We start from the raw sequence: 19148 nt of genomic DNA on the forward strand, positions 1-19148 counted from the left end.
GCGAACGTCGTACTGCCGCCGATGTGCGCGGCAGCCGTCGATTCCTACCGTCGAAGCACAATCGTCGAAAGGTGGGAACCATGAACCGCAATCTGACCATCGCAGGCCTGGTCGGCGCTGCCCTGACCACGGTCTCCGGCATCATCATCGAGGCCGTTGTGAAACCGGCGTCCGATGTGTCCGACAAGATGTGGAGCTACCCATGGACCAGTCACAGCCTGGTCCCCGCCTCACTCGCCAACGCAGTACTCCATCTGCTCGTCGTCCTCGGGACGATCGCGTTCCTGCAGGTGATGACACGACGGGCCGGCCGCGTCGGAGGCGCACTCGCCACGGCCGGCGCGGTGATCCTGTTCCTCGCCGAGTTCGCCTCGCTCCCGATCGCCGATCAGCGACTGGACGAGACCGGTCCGCAACTGGTCGGTGCGTTCTTCGGGCTCGGTGTCGCGCTCACCGGGATCGGCCTGACCGTGGCCGGCATCGCCGTACTGCGCTCGCCCGAGTGGACCGGCTGGCAGCGGTACGCCGCGCTGGTGGCAGGCATCTGGTCACTCGTGATGATCGGCGTCAGCGCGACCAGCGCGCTGCCGGTCGGGGTTGCGATCTACGGGCTGACGCTGTGCGCACTGTTCGCGGCCGTCCTCACGCAGCAGCCCAGCTCGGCGACCGAGCCCCGGATCAGTGCTCGGATCGAGAGCTGACGATACTCGCCCGCTGGCAGCTGCTGAACAGAGCACCAGAGACTAGTTGCCCGCAGCAAGGGCTCTGGCGGTGGCGAGGTCGTAGAGGAACGTGTTGACCGGTGTGGGGACGCCTGCCTCGTTGCCCAGGCGGACTACCGCGCCGGTCCACGCATCGAGCTCGGAGGGGCGGCCGGCAATGAGGTCGCGCTGGAGCGAAGTGGTGCCGTCAGCCGGGAGTCCGTCGATCCAGGCAAGGGTGCGAGCTACGACATCCTCGGCGAGGTGGATGCCTCGGGCAACGGCGACGTCGCGGATCTCGGCGGTGGCGTCGGTGAGGAGTTTCCGGGTGGCGGGGTGCGTGCGGAGTACGCCGTACCCGGCGCCCGTCGCGGCGCCGAGGCCGCCGCTCGGAACGACCGAGAGGAACTTGGCCCACAGCGCGGCCCAGATGTCCTCCGGGACAACGGCTTGCAGTCCGGCGGCGACGAATGCCTCCCGGAGCGAGTCAGCCCGCGAGGACTGCCGGTTGTCCCACTCGGCGAACGTCAGCTTGCCGCTTCCGAGGTGCCGGATGATCCCCGGCCCGTCGACATACGCGATCACCTCGGCCGCACCGGGCAGTACGGCGTCCCGCCCGAACGACTCGGCGACCTGGTCCGGTGCCTCTACGCCGTTCTGCACCGTGACGATCGCCGTATCCGGACCGACGAGCGGCTGGATCGACTCGATCGCCTCGGACAGCTGCCAGGTCTTCACGCTGACCAGAACGTAGTCGACCACGCCGAGCTCGGCCGGTTCATTCGTCGCCTGCACCGGCAACTGGAGATCGCCGACAGGGCTCTGCACCACCAAGCCGTCCGACCTCAACGCCTCGAGGTGCTTGCCCCGCGCCACGAACCCGACATCCGAAGGTCCGCGGCATCATCCCGACCGACGCGGCGATCGCGACCCGGGTCTGCCCCGCCGCGGCCAGCCGCGCACCGAAGTACCCACCGACGCCGCCCGCGCCGACGATCCCGATCCTCACAAGCTGCTCCCTTGTTACCGGTTTAACTGGTAACACGATGATAGGCTACGACCATGAACACGCGCTTCACCTGGGTCGGCGGCCGCCCGTCGGTCGATTTCACCGCGACCGTCGGCAAGCGGGAGCAGGTGCCGTTCGAGCGCATGCCGGAGCCGGCAGATCTGGCTCGCTGGTTCCGCGAGGCAGGCCTCACCCGGGACGAGGTGCCGGTCTCGCGCCGCGCGTACGGGCAGGCGATCCAGCTCCGGGAGGCGCTCTACCGGCTCCTCACCGGCACGACCCTCCCCGCCGACCTCGAGGTGGTCAACCAGTGGAGCAGCCGCCCACTCGCCGGCCCGCGCCTGACCCCGGACCGCCGCGTAGCCACCGTCCTGACAGACGTTCCCGAGCTGCTGAGCAGGTTGGCCCGGGACGCCGTCGACCTGCTCACCGGTCCACTGGCCGAGCGGATCCGGGTCTGCGCGTCCGACGACTGTTCCCTGCTGTTCGTCGACGCGAGCCGTCCCGGCCGACGCCGATGGTGCTCGATGAACACCTGCGGAGCCCGCGCGAAGATGGCGACGTACCGCGCGGCGGATTGAGAAGTTCGCGCAATCCACCGGGGCGCGGGCAGTCCGGCTGGTTGATTGTCGGCATGCGTACACCGACTACTACTCCGGCACAGGCGGCCGGAATGATCCGCCGGGACCAGGAACTCCTGCTGAGCCGGGTCGAGGGAAAGAGCGAGGACGAACTGCGGGCGCCGTACGACGTGACCGCGGGCCCGCTCGGGGACTTCTGCGACTCGTTGCACGACCTGGTCGCCCATGTGCTGATGTGGGACGAGATCAACCTCGCCGTACTCCGGGATGCCAAAGCGGGCCGGCTGCATTGGAGCCTCGATCCCCGCTGGGAGACCGCCGAGATCGGGCGAGCGCTCAACCTGGGCGGCGTCGAAGCGGGACGGCGGATCCCGTCCGAGCTGGTTCTCCACCGGTTCCACAGCGTCGGCGCCGCGGTCCTGGCCGAGATCGAGCAGTACGACGAGCAGGCGTGGGCCGACCCGTCGACCGGCGCCGGATTCGACGGCGGGATCGGGGCTCTCGCCGAGTACGTATCCACGACGCCGGACGGATTCCTGTTCGCTCACGCGGCCCGCCACCTCTCGCCGGTCGCCGCATGAACCACGAGCTCATCGACAGCCCGGAGTACGGTTCGGAGACCGATGCGCTCCTGAAGGTGCTGGCCGACGCGCCGGCGATCGACGGTTCCTACGAAGCACTGCTGCTGGATCGGGAAGACCTGCCGGATCCCACACTGGCCGGCCGGCCCGATCCCCGCGTTTCGTTGGACGACCTGACGATCGAACTGCCGGGACGCACGCTGGAAGCACGGGTCTACCGGTACGCGACACGGCCCCGGCCGATCGTCCTCTGGCTGCACGGCGGCGGGTTCATCGGCGGTCACCTGCGCGACATCGAGTACGCGACCTCCGGGATCGCTGCCAACGGCAACGTCACCGTTGTCTCGCTCAACTATCGCCTGGCGCCCGAAAACCCTTATCCAGCAGGCCTTCACGACACCTACGAGACGCTGCAGTGGATCCGTGAGCACACAACCGAGCTCCACGGTGACGGCCGAATCGTCATCGGCGGTCAAAGTGCGGGCGCGGCCCTCGCCGCCGGCGCCTGCCTGCTGGCGCGGGACGAAGGCACCCCACTCCCCGATCGCCAGATCCTCTGTTACCCAACTCTGGACCTCCACCCGGACGCAGAGTGGCACGAGTGGTACTTCGCCACGGACGAGATCCCCGCGACCGGCATACCGCTCCACGCAGACTCGCTCGCTGGCCTCCCGCCGACGCTGATGCTCGCCGCCGGCCGGGACTCACTGCGACCGGACGCCGTCGCCTACGCCAACCGTCTCGATCAAGCCGGTATACCAACCAGGCTTGTCGAGTACGCCGAGACCATGCACGCGTTTCTCAACTTCCCCGCCGCCTTGTCAGCCGGCCGTCATGCGGTCGAACTGATCGGCGCCGACCTCCGCTCGACGTTCAGTGCACTCCCCGCATGAGTCGCCGGATCGCAGGCGACGCGAGCGCGAGCAGCCCGCCCAGTACCAGCGCGACCACGCCGATCACACCGAAGTACGGCGCCTCGTGATCGGTGCTGTAGAGCTTCGCCAGTACGCCGGACATCGCCGTGCCGAGCGCGACGGAGAGGAAGAACAGGGCGACCATCTGGGTGCGGAACGCCTCGGGCGCGAGCTTTGTCGACAAGGAGAGACCGACCGGCGAGAGCAGTAGCTCTGCGATCGTGAAGACCAGCAGGATGCCGGTGAGTCCGAGCAGCGGCGCGCTGTTCGGACCGCCACCGGCCATGGTCAGGAACAGCAGGAACGCGACGCCCATGATCGCCAGCCCGGCGCTGAACTTGATCGGTGTCGACGGCTGCCGCGATCCGAGCTTCGTCCACAGCGCGGCGAACACGCCGGACAGGATGATGACCATCACCGGGTTGATCGACTGCACGAACGACACCGGCATCTCCCAGCCGAAGATGTTCCGGTCCAGCCGCTGATCGGAGTAGACGGTCACCACAGTGAACTGCTGCTGGTAGAGCGACCAGAACGCCGCACTGGCGATGAACAAGGGGATGAACGCGAGCACCCGGCTGTGTTCGACCTCTGTCAACCGGCCGCTGCCGAGGATGACGACGAAATAGGCGATCGCCGCGAGTGCGCTGATGACCGCGACCGCGAGCGCGTACCGCGAGGCGGGCACGATGCCGGAGATCAGGATCCCGACGACGACCACCAGCGCGACCACAGCGGCGATAACGACCCGGCGCAGCGCGTCGGCGGTCAGCGGGTTCGGCACCCGGCGGGCCTCGTCGGGCAGGCGACGACGACCGGCACCGTACTGGACCAGGCCGAGGAACATCCCCGCCGCGGCGAGGCCGAAGCCGTAGTGGAAGCCGACGTTCTTCTGCAGCAGGCCGGTCAGCAGAGGCCCGGCGAAGGCACCCAGATTGATGCCGAGGTAGAACAGCGAGAAACCGCCGTCGCGGCGGTCGTCGTCCTCGCTGTACAGCGTCCCGACCAGCGAGGTCGCGTTCGCCTTCACTCCGCCACTGCCGACGGCGATCAGCACCAGTCCGACCGCGACCCCGACCGCGACCCCGGCCAGGCCGGGGATCAGCGCCAGGGCGATGTGACCAGCCATCACCACGACCGCGGCGTAGAACAGCGTGCGCTCGGGCCCGAGCGCACGGTCGGCCAGCCAGGCGCCGAGGATCGTGGACAGGTAGACGAGTCCGCCGTACGCGCCGACGATGCTGGTCGCCGTACCTTCGTCGATGCCGAGGCCACCGCGCTCAGCGGTGTAGTACAGGTAGATGAGCAGGATGCCCTGCATGCCGTAGAACGAGAAGCGTTCCCACAGTTCGACGCCGAAGAGGTTGGCCAGGACCGGCGGTTGGCCGAAGAACGTGCGTTGCGCTTGTTCGGTCTCCGGGCTGCTCACGACAAGACTCTCCTCGGTGATTGGCTCAGGTGATCAACGTCAGTGCTCGGCGCGGTGGGTGAAGAAGCGCGCGGGGTTCCCGGCGGCCCGAGGGTTCGAGGCGAGCCAGGTGACGAACGAGTCGGGATGCCGGCGCTCGAGTTCGTCCAGATAGGCACGCCGTACGTCGACCATCGCCTGTCGACGGTCCGCACCGAGGGCCCGCTGGAGCTGGGTGAAACTCCGTCGCCAGGCCAGACACAGTTCCTCGTCGCTCAGCTCCCCGACGCTGCGGACGACGGCGGTGAGGTACTTCGGCATCGGCCAGTCCTCCGCCGGACGGCCGTCGGCCTGGACGACCTGCAGCAGGTTGGACGATGCCGTGGGCAACTTGATCGGCCGGCGTCGCCGTACCTCACGAGGCGGCCGGTCGGCCGTCCCGGAGCGCAGCCAGCTGACGATGGGCGGGGAGACACCGACGACGAGCAGCATGAGCGCGACCGTCCGGGCTCCGACCGCGGCGGCGTACCCGCAGACCGCGAGCACGAACAGTCCGCCGAGCACCGCCCACCGCGGGACGAGGTAGACCAGGTCGCCGGACGGTAGGTCGCGGCCCAGGCCGATACTCAGGCAGACCGATCCCGCGGTGAAGGCGGCGACCAGGAATGCAACCAGGTTCGTCGACGGCGAGACGAACACCAGCGACGCGACGACTCCGATTGTGGCCAGCAGACCCACGGCTGCCCGCCAGATGCGCGAATACCGCAGCTCGACGTCCACCATGTTCATCCCAGTGCCCCATCGCCCGGTCGTCCAACCAAGCGTTCCACCCCCAGTGTCACTCGTCGGTGGCCATCAATGAAGACACCGTGACCGGTAAGACAGGGGACGTGTCGCGCCAAGCGACCGGGTGATCCGGGCGACGCGTGCGTTCTGACCTTCCGCTTCGACGTTCTCGGGCAGTTCTGCAACCGGTTGCACTATCGTGGGTACATGTCGCCACGTCTGCAGCGGGCGCCGGGGGTCACCATCGGCGATATCGCTGCCGCAGCCCGGGTCTCGCGGTCGACGGTGTCGCGGGCGTTCACCCGGCCGCAGCTGCTCAGTCCGGAGACCGTCGACCACGTCCGCGCGGTCGCGACCCGGCTCGGGTACGTCGGGAACCAGGCGGCGCGGGCGCTGTCGACGGGGCGGTTCGGGAACATCGCGGTCGTCGTACCCGATATCGCGAACCCGTTCTTCCCGCCGCTGGTTCGTAGCCTGCAATCGGCCGCGGAAACCGCCGACCTGGCGGTGTTCCTCGGCGACTCGGACGAGTCTGCGGAGCGGGAGGCCAAGCTGATCGCCCGGCTCGCGCCGCAGGTCGAGGGGTTCGTGCTGGCCTCGTCGCGGTTGTCCGAGGAGCTGATCCGCGAGCTGGCCGCCACTCGCCCGGTCGTCCTGGTGAACCGCGACCTCGACGGCATTCCCCGCGTGCTGATCGACTCTTCCGGCGGGATGACCGAGGCGGTCATGCTGCTGAAGAAGCTCGGTCACCAGCGGATCGCGTACCTGGCCGGCCCGCGTGACTCATGGTCCGACCAGCAGCGCCGGGAGGTTCTGACTTCGGCCGCGTCGGGCTTGGCCGTCGAGGTGATCGAGGTCGGCCGGCCGAGCTACGCTGCCGGACGGGACTCCGTGTCGGCGATCGTGCGGTCCGGCGCGACCGCTGCGATCGCGTTCGACGACGTGGTCTCACAAGGCGTGCTGGCCGGGCTCGAACTGCGCGGCATCTCGGTGCCTTCGGACTTCAGCCTGATCGGCTGCGACGACACCCTCGCCGCGCTCACCACGCCGGCGCTCACCAGCGTCTCGGCGGGCGCCGCCACCGCTGGTACGGCGGCCGCGAAGCTCCTGATCCAGCTCCTGGAGGACCCCACCGCGGAGTGCGTCACGATCGCGACCCACTTGGTGATCAGAGCGACGACGGCCGCTGTGACGGACGGGGCGATGCGTTGACCTGCAACCGGTTGCATGCTGGAATCACGAGATGACTCGGATCGCCATCGCCGGAGCTGCCCATCCGCACGTGGCCTATGCGACCGCGGAGGTCGACGCTGTCGACTCGTTCGAACTGGTCGCGGTTGCGGATCCGAGCCGGGAGCTCGCCGAGCGATGGGCTGCGCCGTACGACGCGAAGGTGTTCACCGACCACCAGGCGATGCTGCGCGAGGTCGAGCCCGACATCGTCATGGTGGCCGGCATCTACGGCGACCGCGGTCAGGCGGTTGTCGATGCTTTGAATGCCGGTTGCCACGTCATCGCCGACAAGCCGCTCTGTACGACCCTCGCAGACCTCGACGCGATCACCGAAGCCGTGCGACGCACCGGCCGCCACGTCACGCTCCTGCTGGAGAAGCGCTACTACCCCGTCACGCTCGCGGCGCTCGAGATCTCCGGTCAGCTCGGCACCATCCACGGTGTGACCGCCTCAGGCCCGCACAAGCTCAACCGTCCGACGCGACCGGCCTGGTTCTTCGACCGGGCGCAGTACGGCGGTTTGCTGACCGATCTTGCCGTCCACGACATCGACGCCGGACTGCTCTTCACCGGCCTGACCAGTGGGACCGTGAGCGGCTTTGTGGTGGACACGTCGTACGGCGTGGCGACGCTGAGCGGACCCGGTGCCCTGATCACCGCCGGTGTGGACTGGATGAATCCGGCCGGCTCCCCGATGCACGGCGACTATCGGATGAAGCTAGTCGGCACCGAAGGCACCGCCGAGCTGCTCTGGGCACGCAACCGTCTCGTCGTCACCACGACCGAGCTCGCCCCACACGACGTACCGCTGCCGGCCGGCCATCGCCCCGCTGAGCTTCCCCTGCAGGCGTTTGCTGCAGGCAACGAACCGGACATCACCACTGCACGCGGTCTGCTCGTGACCCGCTTGGCCCTGCTCGCACAACAGTCCGCCGAGACCGGCGGCGTACCGCTTCCTTGGACGACTCCCTGATCCCCCTGATCGAAGAGAGGTCTCATGCGTTTCGCCCTGATCGGTGCCGGCGCGATCGGCACTGTGCACGCTCGCCTCATCGAAGCCCTCGGTAACGAAGCCGAACTGGTCGCGGTGGTCGACCAGGACCTCGACCGCGCCGGCAAACTCGTCGAGCAGTACGGCGGCCAGGCGTTTGCCACTCCGGCCGAGGCGTACGCCGCTTCGTCGGCCGACGCCGTCTCGATCTGTCTGCCGAGCGCGCTGCACGCGGAGAATGCCATCGAGGCGCTGCAGGCCGGCAAGCACGTGATCGTCGAGAAGCCCGTGGACATCTCGCTCGAGGCCGCCGACCGTCTGATCGAGGCGCAGCGAGCCACGGGTCTCACCGTCTCGGTCATCAGCCAGCGCCGGTTCCAGCCGCCGGTCGCACAGATCCGTACGGCGATCGACACCGGCGCGCTCGGCCGCGTGACCTCGGGCATCTCCGAGTCGGCGTTCTTCCGGCCGCAGTCGTACTACGACGGCGACGACTGGCGCGGCACCCTCGCGATCGACGGCGGCGGGGCACTCATGAACCAGGGCATTCACGCACTCGATCTGCTGGTGTGGATGCTCGGACGCCCGGTCCAGGTCAGTGCGCAGACCGGCATGCTCGCCCACTCGGGGATCGAGGTCGAGGATCTGGCCGGGGCTTCGATCCTGTTCGAGAGCGGGGCGATCGGGTTGCTGCTCGCCAGCACTGCGGCGTACCCCGGTCGTCCGGTGCGGCTGACGATCCACGGCGATCAAGGTACGGCGGTGCTCGACGACGATCAGCTCGCGTACTTCGCCTCGGCCGAGGGGGGTGAGCCTGAGGCGCCTGTGCTGGAAGGACCGGACGATTGGGGTCCGGTGGAGCTCGCCCATCTTGCGCAGTACCGGAACTTCATCGCTGCCGTTCGTGACGGACGCGCTCCGGCCGTGTCGTTGGAGGCGGGGCGTCGGTCGTTGGCGACGGTGCTCGCCGTTTACGAATCCGCTCGCCTCGGGCGTCCCGTTGAGCTGAAGGAGAACTGATGCGCATCGCTCTGGTCGGGACGGAGAACAGCCACGCCGACCACATCGTTCGTGCCTTGAACGTGGATCAGATCTCGGACGCCCGGGTGGTCGCGCTGGTCGGCGACGACGAGAAGACCCGCAAGCTCGCGGCTCTTGGCGGAATCGCCGAAGTCGTCGGCACGTCGGGCGAGCTGATCGGCTCGGTCGACGCGTTGATCGTCACCAACCGCGACGGTGCGGTGCATCGCGAGCTCGCCGTACCGTTCCTGGAGGCAGGCATCCCGGTCTGGGTGGACAAACCGCTCGCGGCCAGTACGTCGGATGCGCGGGCGATCCTCGATGCGGCGCGTCTGGGCGGCGCGCCCGTGACGTCGTACTCCGCTGTGCGGTGGGTCGCGGACGCTGATGCGCTTGCGGAGGCCCAGGTCGGCGAGGTGCAAACGGTCACCGTGACGGGACCGGCCGATCCGGACAGTGAGTACAGCGGGATCTTCTTCTACGGCATCCACATCGCCGACCTCGCCCAGCGGCTGGCTCCTGGCGAACCGGGTCCGGTCTCGGTCGAACGTGTCGGCTCGACTGTGGTGGCGCGCTACCGCAGCAACGGGGTTCTGGTGACGTTGCAGTTCGTCAAGCCGACGGATGATGGGCGGGTGCCGTTCCATGCGGCGATCGTCGGGCGGACCGGTTTGGCCAGCCAGGCCGTGGAGTTGGACGCGGACTACGTCGTACCTGGTCTGCAGGTTTTCCTGAGGATGCTCGAGACCGGTGAGCGGCCGCTGGACGACGCGACCATGCTGACGCCGATCACGGTCCTCGAGCAAGTGTGAAGCGACTCGCGTAGCCCTCACATGGTCGCGGGGTCCGGCGTTCCATCGGTATGAACAAGTACGAGCGACGAGTAGCCGGAGCCGACTGGGACGCCGTGACCGCCGAGGTGAACGATCTCGGCTGCGCGCTGCTCCCTCAGTTGCTGACGCCGACCGAGGCTGCCCGGATCGCGGCGCTGTACGAGGATGTTTCGCGTTTTCGCGCGACGGTTGACATGGCGCGGCACCGGTTCGGGGAAGGTCAGTACCGGTACTTCGACCGGCCGTTCCCTGCGGAGGTGGAGGCGTTGCGGCAGGCGCTGTACCCACGGTTGCTGCCCATCGCGCGTGATTGGTACGCAAAGCTGGGGCGCTCGGCTGAGTGGCCCGACACGCTCGACGAGTGGCTCGACATCTGCCACTCGGCCGGGCAGACACGGCCGACGCCGATCCTGCTGCGGTACGGCGCCGGTGATTGGAACGCGCTACATCGGGACCTGTACGGCGACAAGGTGTTCCCGCTGCAGGTCGTCATCAACCTGAACGATCCGGGCGTCGACCACACCGGCGGCGAGTTCCTCCTGGTCGAACAACGCCCCCGAGCCCAGTCCCGAGGCACCGCAACCCTCATCCCCCAAGGCCACGGCCTCCTCTTCACCACCCGAGACCGCCCCGTCAAATCCACCCGAGGCTGGTCCGCCTCCCCCGTCCGCCACGGCGTCTCCCCCATCAAATCGGGCCAACGCCACACCCTCGGCCTGGTCTTCCACGACGCCAAATAAATCGGACACCGCTCCGCGGCTAGCTGTGGGAGGCGTCGGCGGTCAGGTCCACGGGGTCGGCGAACTTCCAGAAGAACACTGGCACGTCGGACTCGGCGTTCAGCTTCGTCATCGTGGCTTCCATGGGAGCCGTTGACCACAAGGTGACGCTGATGCCGGAGTAGTCGCGATTCGGACCAGTTGAACTCACAACGTCGCTGTGATCGGCCAGGACCTGCCGGGCTACCGGATCAAGATCGGCCAGTGAGTATCTGCTGGCATGAAAGCTCACCGGCACCGCCTGCGCTGCGGCCAGACTCCGCAGTTCGGCCGGCGGCGTGCCCTTCCAATACACCACCACAGCGTCCTGGTCTCGCAGGAGCTCAAGACCGCAGGCGTTCACGTTCGCGCTCTTCTCGATCCAGTCGGCCAACGTGTCGGCCGCGATCGAACGCGGCGTCGGCATCAGCTCCGCCGGCACCGAACCCGTAATCGCCTTCTTCGGGCGATGTCCGCCGCAATCCGTACCGTCCCGAGTCATCAGCTGCGGTCCTCCTGCACCACTACGACGAAAGCCGCACCTTCAGTCTCGCGCGGATGGGTTCAGGTGTGGAGGGTGGGGTGGTAGGTGAGTTCTTGGGTGCGGTTGTCGAAGGTGTGGGCTTCTAGGAGTTCCAGGTCGAAGTCGGCGGCGCCGCCGAAGACGGGCTCTACGCCGGTTTGGCCGGCGATGACCGGGAAGACCGTGACCTGGACGCGGTCTACGAGGCCGGCGGCCATCAGGGCTCGGTTGAGGGAGAGGCTGCCGTGGGAGCGGAGCGGTACGTCGGACTCTTCCTTGAGGCGGGCGATCGTCTTGACCGCGTCGCCGGTGACGACGGTTGCGTCGGGCCAGTCGAACGGTCCCTCGAGGGTTGACGACACCACCGTGGTCGGCATGGGGCGCATTCGCGCGTTCACCGGGTCGAGCTCCTCGGAGGGGATCTTGCTCGAGCCGATCATCTGCATCATCAGCCGGAACGTGTCCGCTCCGAACACCATCCGCTGCGGCTCGTCGTACTGCGCGATCCGCCGCTCCAGGAACTCCGGGCCCTGCTTGCCCCAGTACGGTCCCCAGTCGGCGTTGTCGTACGACGCGAATCCGTCGAGGCTGGCGAAGACGTCGAAGGTATAGCTCGCGGTCATCTTGTTCTCCCCTTGAATGCTCTCGGCAACCCCCACGGGCAGCCATTCACCCCTGCGTCGAACACCTAGCCCATGATTCGACACCACCCACGCAAGTCACCACCACCCTTGCAGCCCACGTCGAAAAGCCGACCACCGACGCACAGGACCGCTAACGACAGGAGGTAGTCCTCCTCGGCCTCACCCTCCCAGCGTGAACCGGTCGCCGAGCGGCAGCTACAAGTCCACTACCTCCTGTCCTTAACACACATCTGCCGCTCCCGGATGCTCGTGCTCACGGCGTACGGCGTCAGGTGGTTAGTTCCGTGCAGATGTCCCAAGCTGACTGGCGGAGCAGAGCGGCGGTGTCGGGGGTCAGGCCTTTGACGGGGGTGTCGATGCCTACCGGGTCCTCCTGGAGGAGGGCGATCAGGAAAACGCAGGCCGCGAGGTAGCTGCCGGCGAGGGCTGGGTGGCTGTTGTCCGCGTCATGGAGGACGGGCTCGTCGTGGGTGGCTAGGAAGCGTTCCCAGACCAGTCCGACCGGGATCAACGCGGCCCCGAGCTCCACGGCAGCCCCGCCGTACGCGTCGGTGAGGGCCTTCTGGGTCTCCGGGGCGTTGCGGCGCGCCCAGGTCAGGTACAGCGCCGTGCGCGCGCCGGCCGCGGTGATAGCAGCGTCGAAGTCGCGGGCGCTCTCGCGAAAGCGCGCGGGACTCTTGATCGGAAGTGTGCTCTGCTCCTGCAGTACGACGGTGTCGAAGCCGCCGCTAGCGATCGCCTCGAGAGCCTTGCCCGCGTTGAGATGTTGCCGCAGCGAGGCGCCGCCTGCCGAGATCAGCTTGTGCTCGATCTCGATCCCCCGCGCCGCGGCCAGGCCCTTGAGCAATCCGGGCAGGTTGTTCCGCGACGTGAAGCTGTTACCCACGAAGAGAATCCGCACGACACGGACGGTACTACTCCCCGGAATCAGTTTGACCCGTTCAGCCGGTGGGCTGTTGGCTGGCGGGATGAGGATCGTGCCGGTGGAGGACGACGCCACGCTGCTGGACTGGCAGCGGGTGCACAACGAGATCATCCCGACGGCGCCGTTGTCGGTCGACGACATCCGCGAGCGGCTGACACGGAACATCCTCGAGGTCGCGTACGCCGATGACGCGCTGGTCGGATGCTCTACCGTCCGGCCGCCGTCGGAGGAGACCGCAGCGGTGACGGTGATCGCGCGGGTGCTCCCGGAGTACCGGCGGCGTGGATTCGGTGCCGCGATCTATCAGCACTGCCTGCAACGAGGGCAACAACTGGGCGACACCTTCGAGACGCACATCCTGGCGAGCAACGAGGACGGTCTGCGGTTTGCGAAGGCGCACGGGTTCGTCGAAGTGGAGACGTACCTGCTGCCCGGCGACACGATTCCTTTTGTCGAACTACGGTTGGGCGAGTGACGATGCGCTTTTCGATCAACATTCCGAACTTCGGGGACTTCGCCGACGCGCACACGGTCGCGCGCGTCGCGGCCGCTGCGGAGGAGGCCGGCTGGGACGGGCTCTTCCTGTGGGACCACGTCGTCCACAGCAAGGAGCAGCGGCGCGGGCAGCCGTTCGGCGATCCGTGGATGCTGATGACGGCGGCCGCGCTGGCGACCTCGCGGATCACACTCGGTCCGCTCGTCACGCCGGTCGCGCGGCGCAGGCCCGAGCAGCTCGCACGGCAGGTGGCCACGCTGGACTCGATGAGCAACGGCCGGGTGATCTTCGGCGCCGGTCTCGGCGGCCCGATCGCGGACGAGTTCGGCAGCTTCGGCGACACGACCGATCCGAAGGTGCTCGCCGAGCGGCTGGACGAGGGCCTCGACCTGCTGGCGGCGTACTGGGCCGGCGAACGGGTCAACCACACCGGCAAGCACTACCGGGTCGATGATGTGGAAATGCTGCCGGCAACGGTTCAGAGCCCGCGGCCGCCGGTGTGGATCGCGGGCTACTGGCCGAAGAAGGCTCCGATGCGGCGCGCCGCCCGCTGGGACGGCGCCGTACCGCTGTTCGCGAGCGCAAACCATGGCGAGGCTCCGCCGGTCGACGAACTGCGCGACCTGGTCGCCTTCATCCAGGAGCAGCGCGAAGACCGGAGTACGCCGTACGACGTGATCGTCGGCGGGATCAGCCCCGCGGACCCGGCCCAGGCTCGGGCGATCATCGAGCCGCTGGCCGAGGCGGGCGCGACCTGGTGGGACGAGCGGCAACTGATCCGCGGCAAGGACTTCTACCGCCTCGAACCGGTTCTGCGCCGGATCGAGCAAGGCCCGCCGAGTCTCAGCTGATCCGCACCGCAGCGCGCATCGCCTCGAGCGCCTTCAGTACGTCGGGCAGCACCTCCGCCGGGACGTCCGCGGTGATCGTGTCCGCGACCTCGTCGAAGATCGGCTTGATCGCGGGAAGGATCTTGCGGCCGGCAGACGTCAGCCCAACGGTGATCGTGCGCCTGTCGTCCGCGGCCGGCAGGCGGTCGAGGTAACCCTTCTCGACGAGGCGGTCGACCAGACGGGTCATGCCGGCGGTATCGGTCCCGAGAAGGTCGGCAAGCTTGCGCGGACTCGTCGTACCGCCGGAGACGTGCAGGAGCACCCCGGCCTGCTGCGAGGTCAGACCCAGCTCGCCGAAGCGCTGGTCGAGTGCCGTCCGGACCCCGCGGGCGACCTGGGTCACCAAACTGGTCAGCACGAGCCGTGGACCCGGCATGTCCGGCCTCCTTCCGTATTGCTGTCACGACAGCTACTGTCTAGACTGCTACCCACGGTAGATCGAGGGGGTTCGATGAAGGTACGCGATGACGTGGCCGAGTTCTTCGACCGGTTCGCCACTGCGAGCGACGGAGCAGGGTTCCATCCCACCTTGCTTACGCTGGACCCGGTGTCGGTGACGCCGGTGACCCGCGAGCAAGTGGTTGCCAGCCTGCCCAGACGCAAGGAGTTCTTCGCCGGGCTGGGCATCACCGGGATGACCCTGGACTCGCTCGACGAATCGCCTGTCGACGAGCAGCACACGCTGGTGCGGTCGACCTGGCGGCTTGAGCGTACCCAGTCGTCGAGCGTCCCGGAGGGCACGATCTTCACGTCGACGTACCTGCTCCGCAAGGTCGACGGCGAGTGGCAGATCGTGGTCTATCTGAATCATCAGGACCTGAGGAGGCTCGTTCCGTCGTGAGTTGAGAAGCTTGGTGGTATGAACGACCACCCGGCCTGCTGCGCGCCCTCCCGTGATGAGGCGTCGTCGCCTCCTCCCGCTCCGGTGGGGCGCGGCGAGCACGGGATCGAGCAGGTGGTGCTCGAGGGCGGTTCGTTCGCGATGGGCAACACGAACGGTGACGAGAACGCCGGCGACGGCGAGACACCGGTGCACACGGTCGAGCTATCGGCGTACAGCATCGACGCGACGAGCGTGACGAATGCTGACTTCGCTCGGTTCGTCGACGCGACCGGGTACCGGACCGAGGCCGAGATCTTCGGGTACTCCGCTGTGTTCCACCTCGCCCTCGCCGCCGAGCCGGAGGAACTGATGGGGCCTGCCTCCGGTACGCCGTGGTGGGCCGGCGTCCGCGGCGCCGACTGGCGGCATCCAGGCGGCTCGCGCTCCGACCTGGACGGTCTCGACGAGCATCCCGTCGTACATGTGAGTTGGAACGATGCCGTCGCGTACTGCAAGTGGGCGGGACGGCGACTGCCGACGGAGGCCGAGTGGGAGTACGCGGCCCGCGGCGGCCTCGACAGTGCGAGATACCCGTGGGGCGACGGGCTGATCGACGACGAGTGGCGCTGCAACATCTGGCAGGGCGACTTCCCGCGGACGAACACCGAGGAGGACGGCTTCCTCACGACGGCCCCGGTCCGTACGTTCCGGCCGAACGGCTACGGGATGTGGCAGATGGTCGGGAACGTGTGGGAATGGTGCGGGGACTGGTTCGGCCCGCGGTACTACAAGTTCTCCCCCGCCGAGAACCCGACCGGACCATCGCTCGGCGCGGCCCGGGTGATGCGCGGCGGCTCGTACTTGTGCCACGACTCTTACTGCAACCGCTACCGCAACGCCGCGCGATCCTCCAATACGCCCGAGTCCTCGATGGGGAACGCCGGCTTCCGTACGGTCGGCCTTACGCGTCCTGAGTGACCGCCGGCCGCCGCAATCCCGGCGTACTCACGGCAACTGCGGCGACCGCTGCGACACACAGCAATGCACCGGATGCGAGAGACGCGACCGGCGAGGTGAGCTGTGCGACCACGCCGCCGCGGAGGTTGCCCAGATCGGGACCGGCCTGGCCGACGATCTGCTCAGCGGCGCTGACCCGGCCGAGCAACTCGGACGGGGTGTGCAGCTGAACGATCGTGCTCCGCGAGACGACAGCGACAGTGTCCGCCGCGCCGGCGAACGCCAGACAGACCAAGGCCAACCACGGGACCGGCGAGAACGCGAACAACAGCAATGCGATCCCCCAGGCCGCCGAACCGCACAGCATCACGACACCATGACGCGGCAGGCGTGTGAACGATCCCGAGAACAGCGAGGCGGCGACTCCACCGACAGCGATCGCCGTCAGGAACAACCCGAGCGTGCGCGGATTGTTGCCGAACCGCTCGGCGTTGATCACCGGGAACAGACTGATCGGCATCGACAGCACCGTCGCCGCGAGATCCGTGATCAACGCCCCACGGATCACCGGCGTCGACGCCACGAACGTCAACCCGTCCCACACGCCCCGCAGCCCCGGTTTCGCGGTCCCCTCGATCTGCATCCGGGGAAGTCCGAGTACGCCGTAGAGCGCCGCGAGGAAGCTGAGTGCGTCGATCAGGTAGCAGACACCGACACCCCAGGCACCGATGATCACACCGCCGAGCGCCGGGCCGAGCAGCATCGCGCCCTGGAACCCGATCCGGTTGAGCGCGATGCCGGCGGCGAGCTGGTCGCGAGACAGAAGCTGCGGCAGAACGGTCCGCGCGACCGGGCCGGCGGTCGCGCCGAACGCTGCCTGGACGGCGATGAGCGCGAGCAGCACACCGACGGGCACCCGGCCGAACAGCAACTGACTTGCCATGATGGTTGCTGTGAGCAACTGCCCGCAGGTCGTGATCAGGTAGATCCGGCGGCGTTCGAACCGGTCGACGAGGGTGCCTGCGAACAGGCCGAGCACGATCAACGGCAGCGCCTGCGCCAGACCGACGGCGCCGGTCCAGGCCGGGCTCGACGTCTGGTCCCAGACCTGGAACATGACCGCGACGAACGTCAGCTGCCCGCCGAAGCCGGACAGCACCTGCCCGATCCACAGGCGTCGGTACGCCGTGACCCGCAGCGGACCGAGGTCGATGAGCGCGTTCTTCACCGGTCGGACTCCTGCAGCTTCTCGGTGATGCGGTCGTGGAAGCTCTTGCGGGCCAGCGCCTGCTCGATGTCGCGGACCACCTGGGTCATCGGGTACGGCAACTCGGCCTCGAGCTCGGCGATGGCTGCCTCGGTCGCCTGCCACTCGGCTGTCAGAAGCTCGACGAGCTTCTTGGACTTGGCGGTCAGCGTTACCTTCTTGCTGCGGGCGTCCGCGCCCGGCACAGTCCGGACCAGACCTGCGGTGCGCATCGCGGAGACCTTCTGGCTGAGTGCCGAGTGGGTCCGGCCGATCGTCTCGGCCAGCTCGGTGATCGTCATCGGGCCCTTGAGGTGCAGCTGGATCAGCTCGCGCACGTAGCTCGGCTTCAGGCCCTTGATCTCCCGATCGGTGTAGATCCGCCCGATCTCGGCATCCATCCGGCCCAGCAACTCGTGCAGCGGCCGCCACTGACTCTGTTCGGTGGGGTCGTCCATGCGGTGATCATAACAGTACTTATATAAGTGCTGTTACATCTGGTCGTGCGGGCTCTTCCGATGCGGTCCGTTTGGAGAAGGTTGACAGCCGGAGGGCGGCGAAGGCGGCGGCGAGGATGCTGAGCAGGGCGAGTACCGCGAAGCCGTAGCGGGTGTCGGTGTGGCCGGTGACGAGGGATGCGATCAGCATGACGACGATCGTTGCTGCCAGGCCGTATCCGTTGGCGATCCCGAACGCGTGGCCGACGCGGGACTCGTCGACCGATGTCATGAGCAACGACCGGGTCGCGATCCGCGCCTGACCGAAGAGGAACGCACCGAGCAGCACGAGAGCCATCAGCGCGGGCACGCCGAACAACGGCTGAAACACCAACAGACCGCTGCACACGAGGAAGCCACCGGTCGCGAGCCTCAGGTCACCAAGTCGCGCAGCCGACCGCCGGTAAACCGCGGCGGCAAGCAGGAACCCGACGCCGCCGACTGCATCGACCACGCCAAGAACGGCCGGCCCGCGATGCCACTCCCCAATCAGCAACACCGGAAGCAAGGCGTTGAACACGGTCACCACCACAAGCCCCTGCCCGAACAACAAAGCAAGAGGCGCAAGCGGCAGCCCGCCAGGCCCGGCGGTGGTGGGCGACGCGGCCGGGTGACTGTCGTGCTTGGTTGCTTCTGGCAACGCGTTGACGTGTCTAGCGCCGACCGCGAGGACCAAAGCGGCTGAGAGGGCGAAGGTCAGGGCGTTGAAGGTGAAGAGGGGTTGGGGGCCGAAGTACTGGAGGGCTACGCCGCCCAGTGACGCAGAAAGGAGCATGCCGGACTGGAGAGCGATTTCGTAGTGGGCGTTGAAGGGCCGGAGGTCTGCGGCAGGAACGCGTTCGCGGATGAGTGCGGCGCTGGCCGGGGTGAACTGGGCGGCGATGATCGCCAGGATGAAGTTGGTGGCGTAGACGAGGGGCTGTTGCGAGACCCCCAGGGCGAGGCCGACGGGAAGCGCCAGAGCGGCGACGGCGCTGATCACGTCGCAGGTCACCCACAGGCGACGCCGGTCGAAGCGGTCGGCCAGGCGCCCGAAGTACGGCGAGAGGATTGCCTGCGGTACTGCGACGGCGATGAACAGCCAGCCGACGTCGAGCATCGAGCCCTGCGCGCGGACGAGCAGCAGCGCGGCGCCGAGGAGCTGGATGTTGTTGCCGAGGGACGTAATGAACGCTGCGGGCAGCAGCAGGCGGGTTCTCGAAGTCACGCGCTCAACGGTGTCAGTAAAACCTGACACTCTCTGGCAGTCTTCTTTTACGCTACTCCGGTTGCGTAAATCATCAAGCCCGCGTTACTGTTCTTTTCGACACTGCAGTAGCGAAAAGAGGA

The 19148-nt window shown here is 67.8% G+C and carries 22 protein-coding genes and 1 pseudogene; 13 read left to right on the plus strand and 10 right to left on the minus strand.

Going from position 1 to position 19148, the window contains the following annotated elements:
• The first annotated feature begins 80 nt into the window (after positions 1-80).
• Positions 81-701, plus strand: a complete 621-nt coding sequence (locus tag EV653_RS17190; protein WP_134104621.1) for a hypothetical protein — start codon at positions 81-83, stop codon at positions 699-701.
• 42 nt (positions 702-743) lie between these two features.
• Here EV653_RS17190 and EV653_RS17195 read toward each other — a convergent pair.
• A pseudogene (locus EV653_RS17195) lies at positions 744-1580 on the minus strand (2-dehydropantoate 2-reductase); the annotation flags it as partial.
• A gap of 183 nt (positions 1581-1763) precedes the next feature.
• Between EV653_RS17195 and EV653_RS42150 the strand changes: the two are divergent.
• Genes EV653_RS42150 through EV653_RS17210 form a run of 3 tightly spaced genes read left to right on the plus strand, consistent with a single transcriptional unit; the run spans position 1764 to position 3765 of the window.
• Positions 1764-2291 (plus strand): CGNR zinc finger domain-containing protein, encoded by a 528-nt coding sequence (locus EV653_RS42150; RefSeq protein ID WP_134104623.1) that lies wholly within the window; start codon positions 1764-1766, stop codon positions 2289-2291.
• 53 nt (positions 2292-2344) lie between these two features.
• On the plus strand, positions 2345-2872 hold the full coding sequence (locus EV653_RS17205) for a hypothetical protein (RefSeq protein WP_134104625.1): 528 nt from the start codon (positions 2345-2347) through the stop codon (positions 2870-2872).
• A complete protein-coding gene (locus EV653_RS17210; protein WP_134104627.1) occupies positions 2869-3765 on the plus strand; it encodes an alpha/beta hydrolase in 897 nt (298 codons plus the stop codon). The genes EV653_RS17205 and EV653_RS17210 overlap by 4 nt, the downstream gene beginning before the upstream one ends.
• On the opposite strand, the gene EV653_RS17215 is transcribed toward EV653_RS17210, so the two are convergent.
• Together EV653_RS17215 and EV653_RS17220 are read right to left on the minus strand one after the other, a co-directional pair.
• On the minus strand, positions 3746-5215 hold the full coding sequence (locus EV653_RS17215; RefSeq protein WP_134104629.1) for a peptide MFS transporter: 1470 nt from the start codon (positions 5213-5215) through the stop codon (positions 3746-3748). The genes EV653_RS17210 and EV653_RS17215 overlap by 20 nt on opposite strands.
• Positions 5216-5254: 39 nt before the next feature.
• On the minus strand, positions 5255-5983 hold the full coding sequence (locus tag EV653_RS17220) for a hypothetical protein (protein ID WP_134104630.1): 729 nt from the start codon (positions 5981-5983) through the stop codon (positions 5255-5257).
• 204 nt (positions 5984-6187) lie between these two features.
• On the opposite strand from EV653_RS17220, the gene EV653_RS17225 reads away from it, so the two are divergent.
• Genes EV653_RS17225 through EV653_RS17245 form a run of 5 tightly spaced genes read left to right on the plus strand, consistent with a single transcriptional unit; the run spans position 6188 to position 10797 of the window.
• Positions 6188-7192, plus strand: a complete 1005-nt coding sequence (locus EV653_RS17225) for a LacI family DNA-binding transcriptional regulator (RefSeq protein ID WP_134104632.1) — start codon at positions 6188-6190, stop codon at positions 7190-7192.
• A 31-nt stretch (positions 7193-7223) separates the two neighbouring features.
• Positions 7224-8186 (plus strand): Gfo/Idh/MocA family protein, encoded by a 963-nt coding sequence (locus EV653_RS17230; RefSeq protein ID WP_134104634.1) that lies wholly within the window; start codon positions 7224-7226, stop codon positions 8184-8186.
• A gap of 24 nt (positions 8187-8210) precedes the next feature.
• Positions 8211-9224: a Gfo/Idh/MocA family protein gene (locus tag EV653_RS17235; RefSeq protein WP_134104636.1), complete on the plus strand. Its 1014-nt coding sequence runs from the start codon at positions 8211-8213 to the stop codon at positions 9222-9224.
• On the plus strand, positions 9224-10036 hold the full coding sequence (locus EV653_RS17240; RefSeq protein ID WP_134104638.1) for a Gfo/Idh/MocA family protein: 813 nt from the start codon (positions 9224-9226) through the stop codon (positions 10034-10036). Before EV653_RS17235 ends, EV653_RS17240 begins: the two co-directional genes overlap by 1 nt.
• 50 nt (positions 10037-10086) lie before the next feature.
• Positions 10087-10797 (plus strand): 2OG-Fe(II) oxygenase, encoded by a 711-nt coding sequence (locus EV653_RS17245; protein WP_134104640.1) that lies wholly within the window; start codon positions 10087-10089, stop codon positions 10795-10797.
• Between the two features lie 19 nt (positions 10798-10816).
• On the opposite strand, the gene EV653_RS17250 is transcribed toward EV653_RS17245, so the two are convergent.
• The 3 genes from EV653_RS17250 to EV653_RS17260 form a co-directional block, all read right to left on the minus strand.
• Positions 10817-11317, minus strand: a complete 501-nt coding sequence (locus EV653_RS17250; protein WP_134104642.1) for a hypothetical protein — start codon at positions 11315-11317, stop codon at positions 10817-10819.
• Between the two features lie 62 nt (positions 11318-11379).
• Entirely contained in the window at positions 11380-11961 is a 582-nt protein-coding gene (locus EV653_RS17255) for a dihydrofolate reductase family protein (RefSeq protein WP_134104644.1), read from the minus strand.
• A gap of 289 nt (positions 11962-12250) precedes the next feature.
• Positions 12251-12883 carry an SGNH/GDSL hydrolase family protein gene (locus tag EV653_RS17260; RefSeq protein WP_134104646.1) on the minus strand — a complete coding sequence of 211 codons (633 nt, stop codon included), beginning with the start codon at positions 12881-12883 and terminating at the stop codon, positions 12251-12253.
• A gap of 67 nt (positions 12884-12950) precedes the next feature.
• Between EV653_RS17260 and EV653_RS17265 the strand changes: the two genes are divergently transcribed.
• Together EV653_RS17265 and EV653_RS17270 are read left to right on the plus strand one after the other, a co-directional pair.
• Positions 12951-13382: a GNAT family N-acetyltransferase gene (locus EV653_RS17265; protein ID WP_134104648.1), complete on the plus strand. Its 432-nt coding sequence runs from the start codon at positions 12951-12953 to the stop codon at positions 13380-13382.
• Between the two features lie 2 nt (positions 13383-13384).
• Positions 13385-14254: an LLM class flavin-dependent oxidoreductase gene (locus tag EV653_RS17270; protein WP_134106558.1), complete on the plus strand. Its 870-nt coding sequence runs from the start codon at positions 13385-13387 to the stop codon at positions 14252-14254.
• On the opposite strand, the gene EV653_RS17275 is transcribed toward EV653_RS17270, so the two are convergent.
• Positions 14247-14672, minus strand: a complete 426-nt coding sequence (locus EV653_RS17275; protein ID WP_134104650.1) for a MarR family winged helix-turn-helix transcriptional regulator — start codon at positions 14670-14672, stop codon at positions 14247-14249. The two genes, EV653_RS17270 and EV653_RS17275, sit on opposite strands and share 8 nt — an antisense overlap.
• A 75-nt stretch (positions 14673-14747) precedes the next feature.
• Between EV653_RS17275 and EV653_RS17280 the strand changes: the two genes are divergently transcribed.
• Entirely contained in the window at positions 14748-15137 is a 390-nt protein-coding gene (locus EV653_RS17280) for a hypothetical protein (RefSeq protein WP_134104652.1), read from the plus strand.
• An 18-nt stretch (positions 15138-15155) separates the two neighbouring features.
• Positions 15156-16097 (plus strand): formylglycine-generating enzyme family protein, encoded by a 942-nt coding sequence (locus tag EV653_RS17285; RefSeq protein ID WP_134104654.1) that lies wholly within the window; start codon positions 15156-15158, stop codon positions 16095-16097.
• On the opposite strand, the gene EV653_RS17290 is transcribed toward EV653_RS17285, so the two are convergent.
• From EV653_RS17290 to EV653_RS17300, 3 genes are read right to left on the minus strand one after another with little or no spacing between them, the layout of a single operon-like run.
• Positions 16081-17304, minus strand: coding sequence for an MFS transporter (locus tag EV653_RS17290; protein WP_134104656.1), 1224 nt, complete (start codon positions 17302-17304; stop codon positions 16081-16083). The genes EV653_RS17285 and EV653_RS17290 overlap by 17 nt on opposite strands.
• Positions 17301-17780 (minus strand): MarR family winged helix-turn-helix transcriptional regulator, encoded by a 480-nt coding sequence (locus EV653_RS17295; protein WP_202871717.1) that lies wholly within the window; start codon positions 17778-17780, stop codon positions 17301-17303. Before EV653_RS17295 ends, EV653_RS17290 begins: the two co-directional genes overlap by 4 nt.
• Positions 17781-17799: 19 nt before the next feature.
• Positions 17800-19026: an MFS transporter gene (locus tag EV653_RS17300; RefSeq protein ID WP_134104658.1), complete on the minus strand. Its 1227-nt coding sequence runs from the start codon at positions 19024-19026 to the stop codon at positions 17800-17802.
• Positions 19027-19148: the final 122 nt, after the last annotated feature.

It is taken from the genome of Kribbella pratensis, from assembly GCF_004365355.1.
Lineage (GTDB): Bacteria > Actinomycetota > Actinomycetes > Propionibacteriales > Kribbellaceae > Kribbella.

What these genes read in the sequence shown, in the direction of transcription:
- EV653_RS17230 (WP_134104634.1), top strand. Translation starts at nt 7,224, where the DNA reads ATGACTCGGATCGCCATCGCCGGAGCTGCCCATCCGCACGTGGCCTAT.
- EV653_RS17205 (WP_134104625.1), top strand. Translation starts at nt 2,345, where the DNA reads ATGCGTACACCGACTACTACTCCGGCACAGGCGGCCGGAATGATCCGC.
- EV653_RS17245 (WP_134104640.1), top strand. Translation starts at nt 10,087, where the DNA reads ATGAACAAGTACGAGCGACGAGTAGCCGGAGCCGACTGGGACGCCGTG.
- EV653_RS17210 (WP_134104627.1), top strand. Translation starts at nt 2,869, where the DNA reads ATGAACCACGAGCTCATCGACAGCCCGGAGTACGGTTCGGAGACCGAT.
- EV653_RS17225 (WP_134104632.1), top strand. Translation starts at nt 6,188, where the DNA reads ATGTCGCCACGTCTGCAGCGGGCGCCGGGGGTCACCATCGGCGATATC.
- EV653_RS17255 (WP_134104644.1), bottom strand. Translation starts at nt 11,961, where the DNA reads ATGACCGCGAGCTATACCTTCGACGTCTTCGCCAGCCTCGACGGATTC.
- EV653_RS17285 (WP_134104654.1), top strand. Translation starts at nt 15,156, where the DNA reads ATGAACGACCACCCGGCCTGCTGCGCGCCCTCCCGTGATGAGGCGTCG.
- EV653_RS17270 (WP_134106558.1), top strand. Translation starts at nt 13,385, where the DNA reads ATGCGCTTTTCGATCAACATTCCGAACTTCGGGGACTTCGCCGACGCG.
- EV653_RS17295 (WP_202871717.1), bottom strand. Translation starts at nt 17,780, where the DNA reads ATGGACGACCCCACCGAACAGAGTCAGTGGCGGCCGCTGCACGAGTTG.
- EV653_RS17265 (WP_134104648.1), top strand. Translation starts at nt 12,951, where the DNA reads ATGAGGATCGTGCCGGTGGAGGACGACGCCACGCTGCTGGACTGGCAG.
- EV653_RS17280 (WP_134104652.1), top strand. Translation starts at nt 14,748, where the DNA reads ATGAAGGTACGCGATGACGTGGCCGAGTTCTTCGACCGGTTCGCCACT.
- EV653_RS17250 (WP_134104642.1), bottom strand. Translation starts at nt 11,317, where the DNA reads ATGACTCGGGACGGTACGGATTGCGGCGGACATCGCCCGAAGAAGGCG.
- EV653_RS17190 (WP_134104621.1), top strand. Translation starts at nt 81, where the DNA reads ATGAACCGCAATCTGACCATCGCAGGCCTGGTCGGCGCTGCCCTGACC.
- EV653_RS42150 (WP_134104623.1), top strand. Translation starts at nt 1,764, where the DNA reads ATGAACACGCGCTTCACCTGGGTCGGCGGCCGCCCGTCGGTCGATTTC.
- EV653_RS17275 (WP_134104650.1), bottom strand. Translation starts at nt 14,672, where the DNA reads ATGCCGGGTCCACGGCTCGTGCTGACCAGTTTGGTGACCCAGGTCGCC.
- EV653_RS17240 (WP_134104638.1), top strand. Translation starts at nt 9,224, where the DNA reads ATGCGCATCGCTCTGGTCGGGACGGAGAACAGCCACGCCGACCACATC.
- EV653_RS17220 (WP_134104630.1), bottom strand. Translation starts at nt 5,983, where the DNA reads ATGAACATGGTGGACGTCGAGCTGCGGTATTCGCGCATCTGGCGGGCA.
- EV653_RS17235 (WP_134104636.1), top strand. Translation starts at nt 8,211, where the DNA reads ATGCGTTTCGCCCTGATCGGTGCCGGCGCGATCGGCACTGTGCACGCT.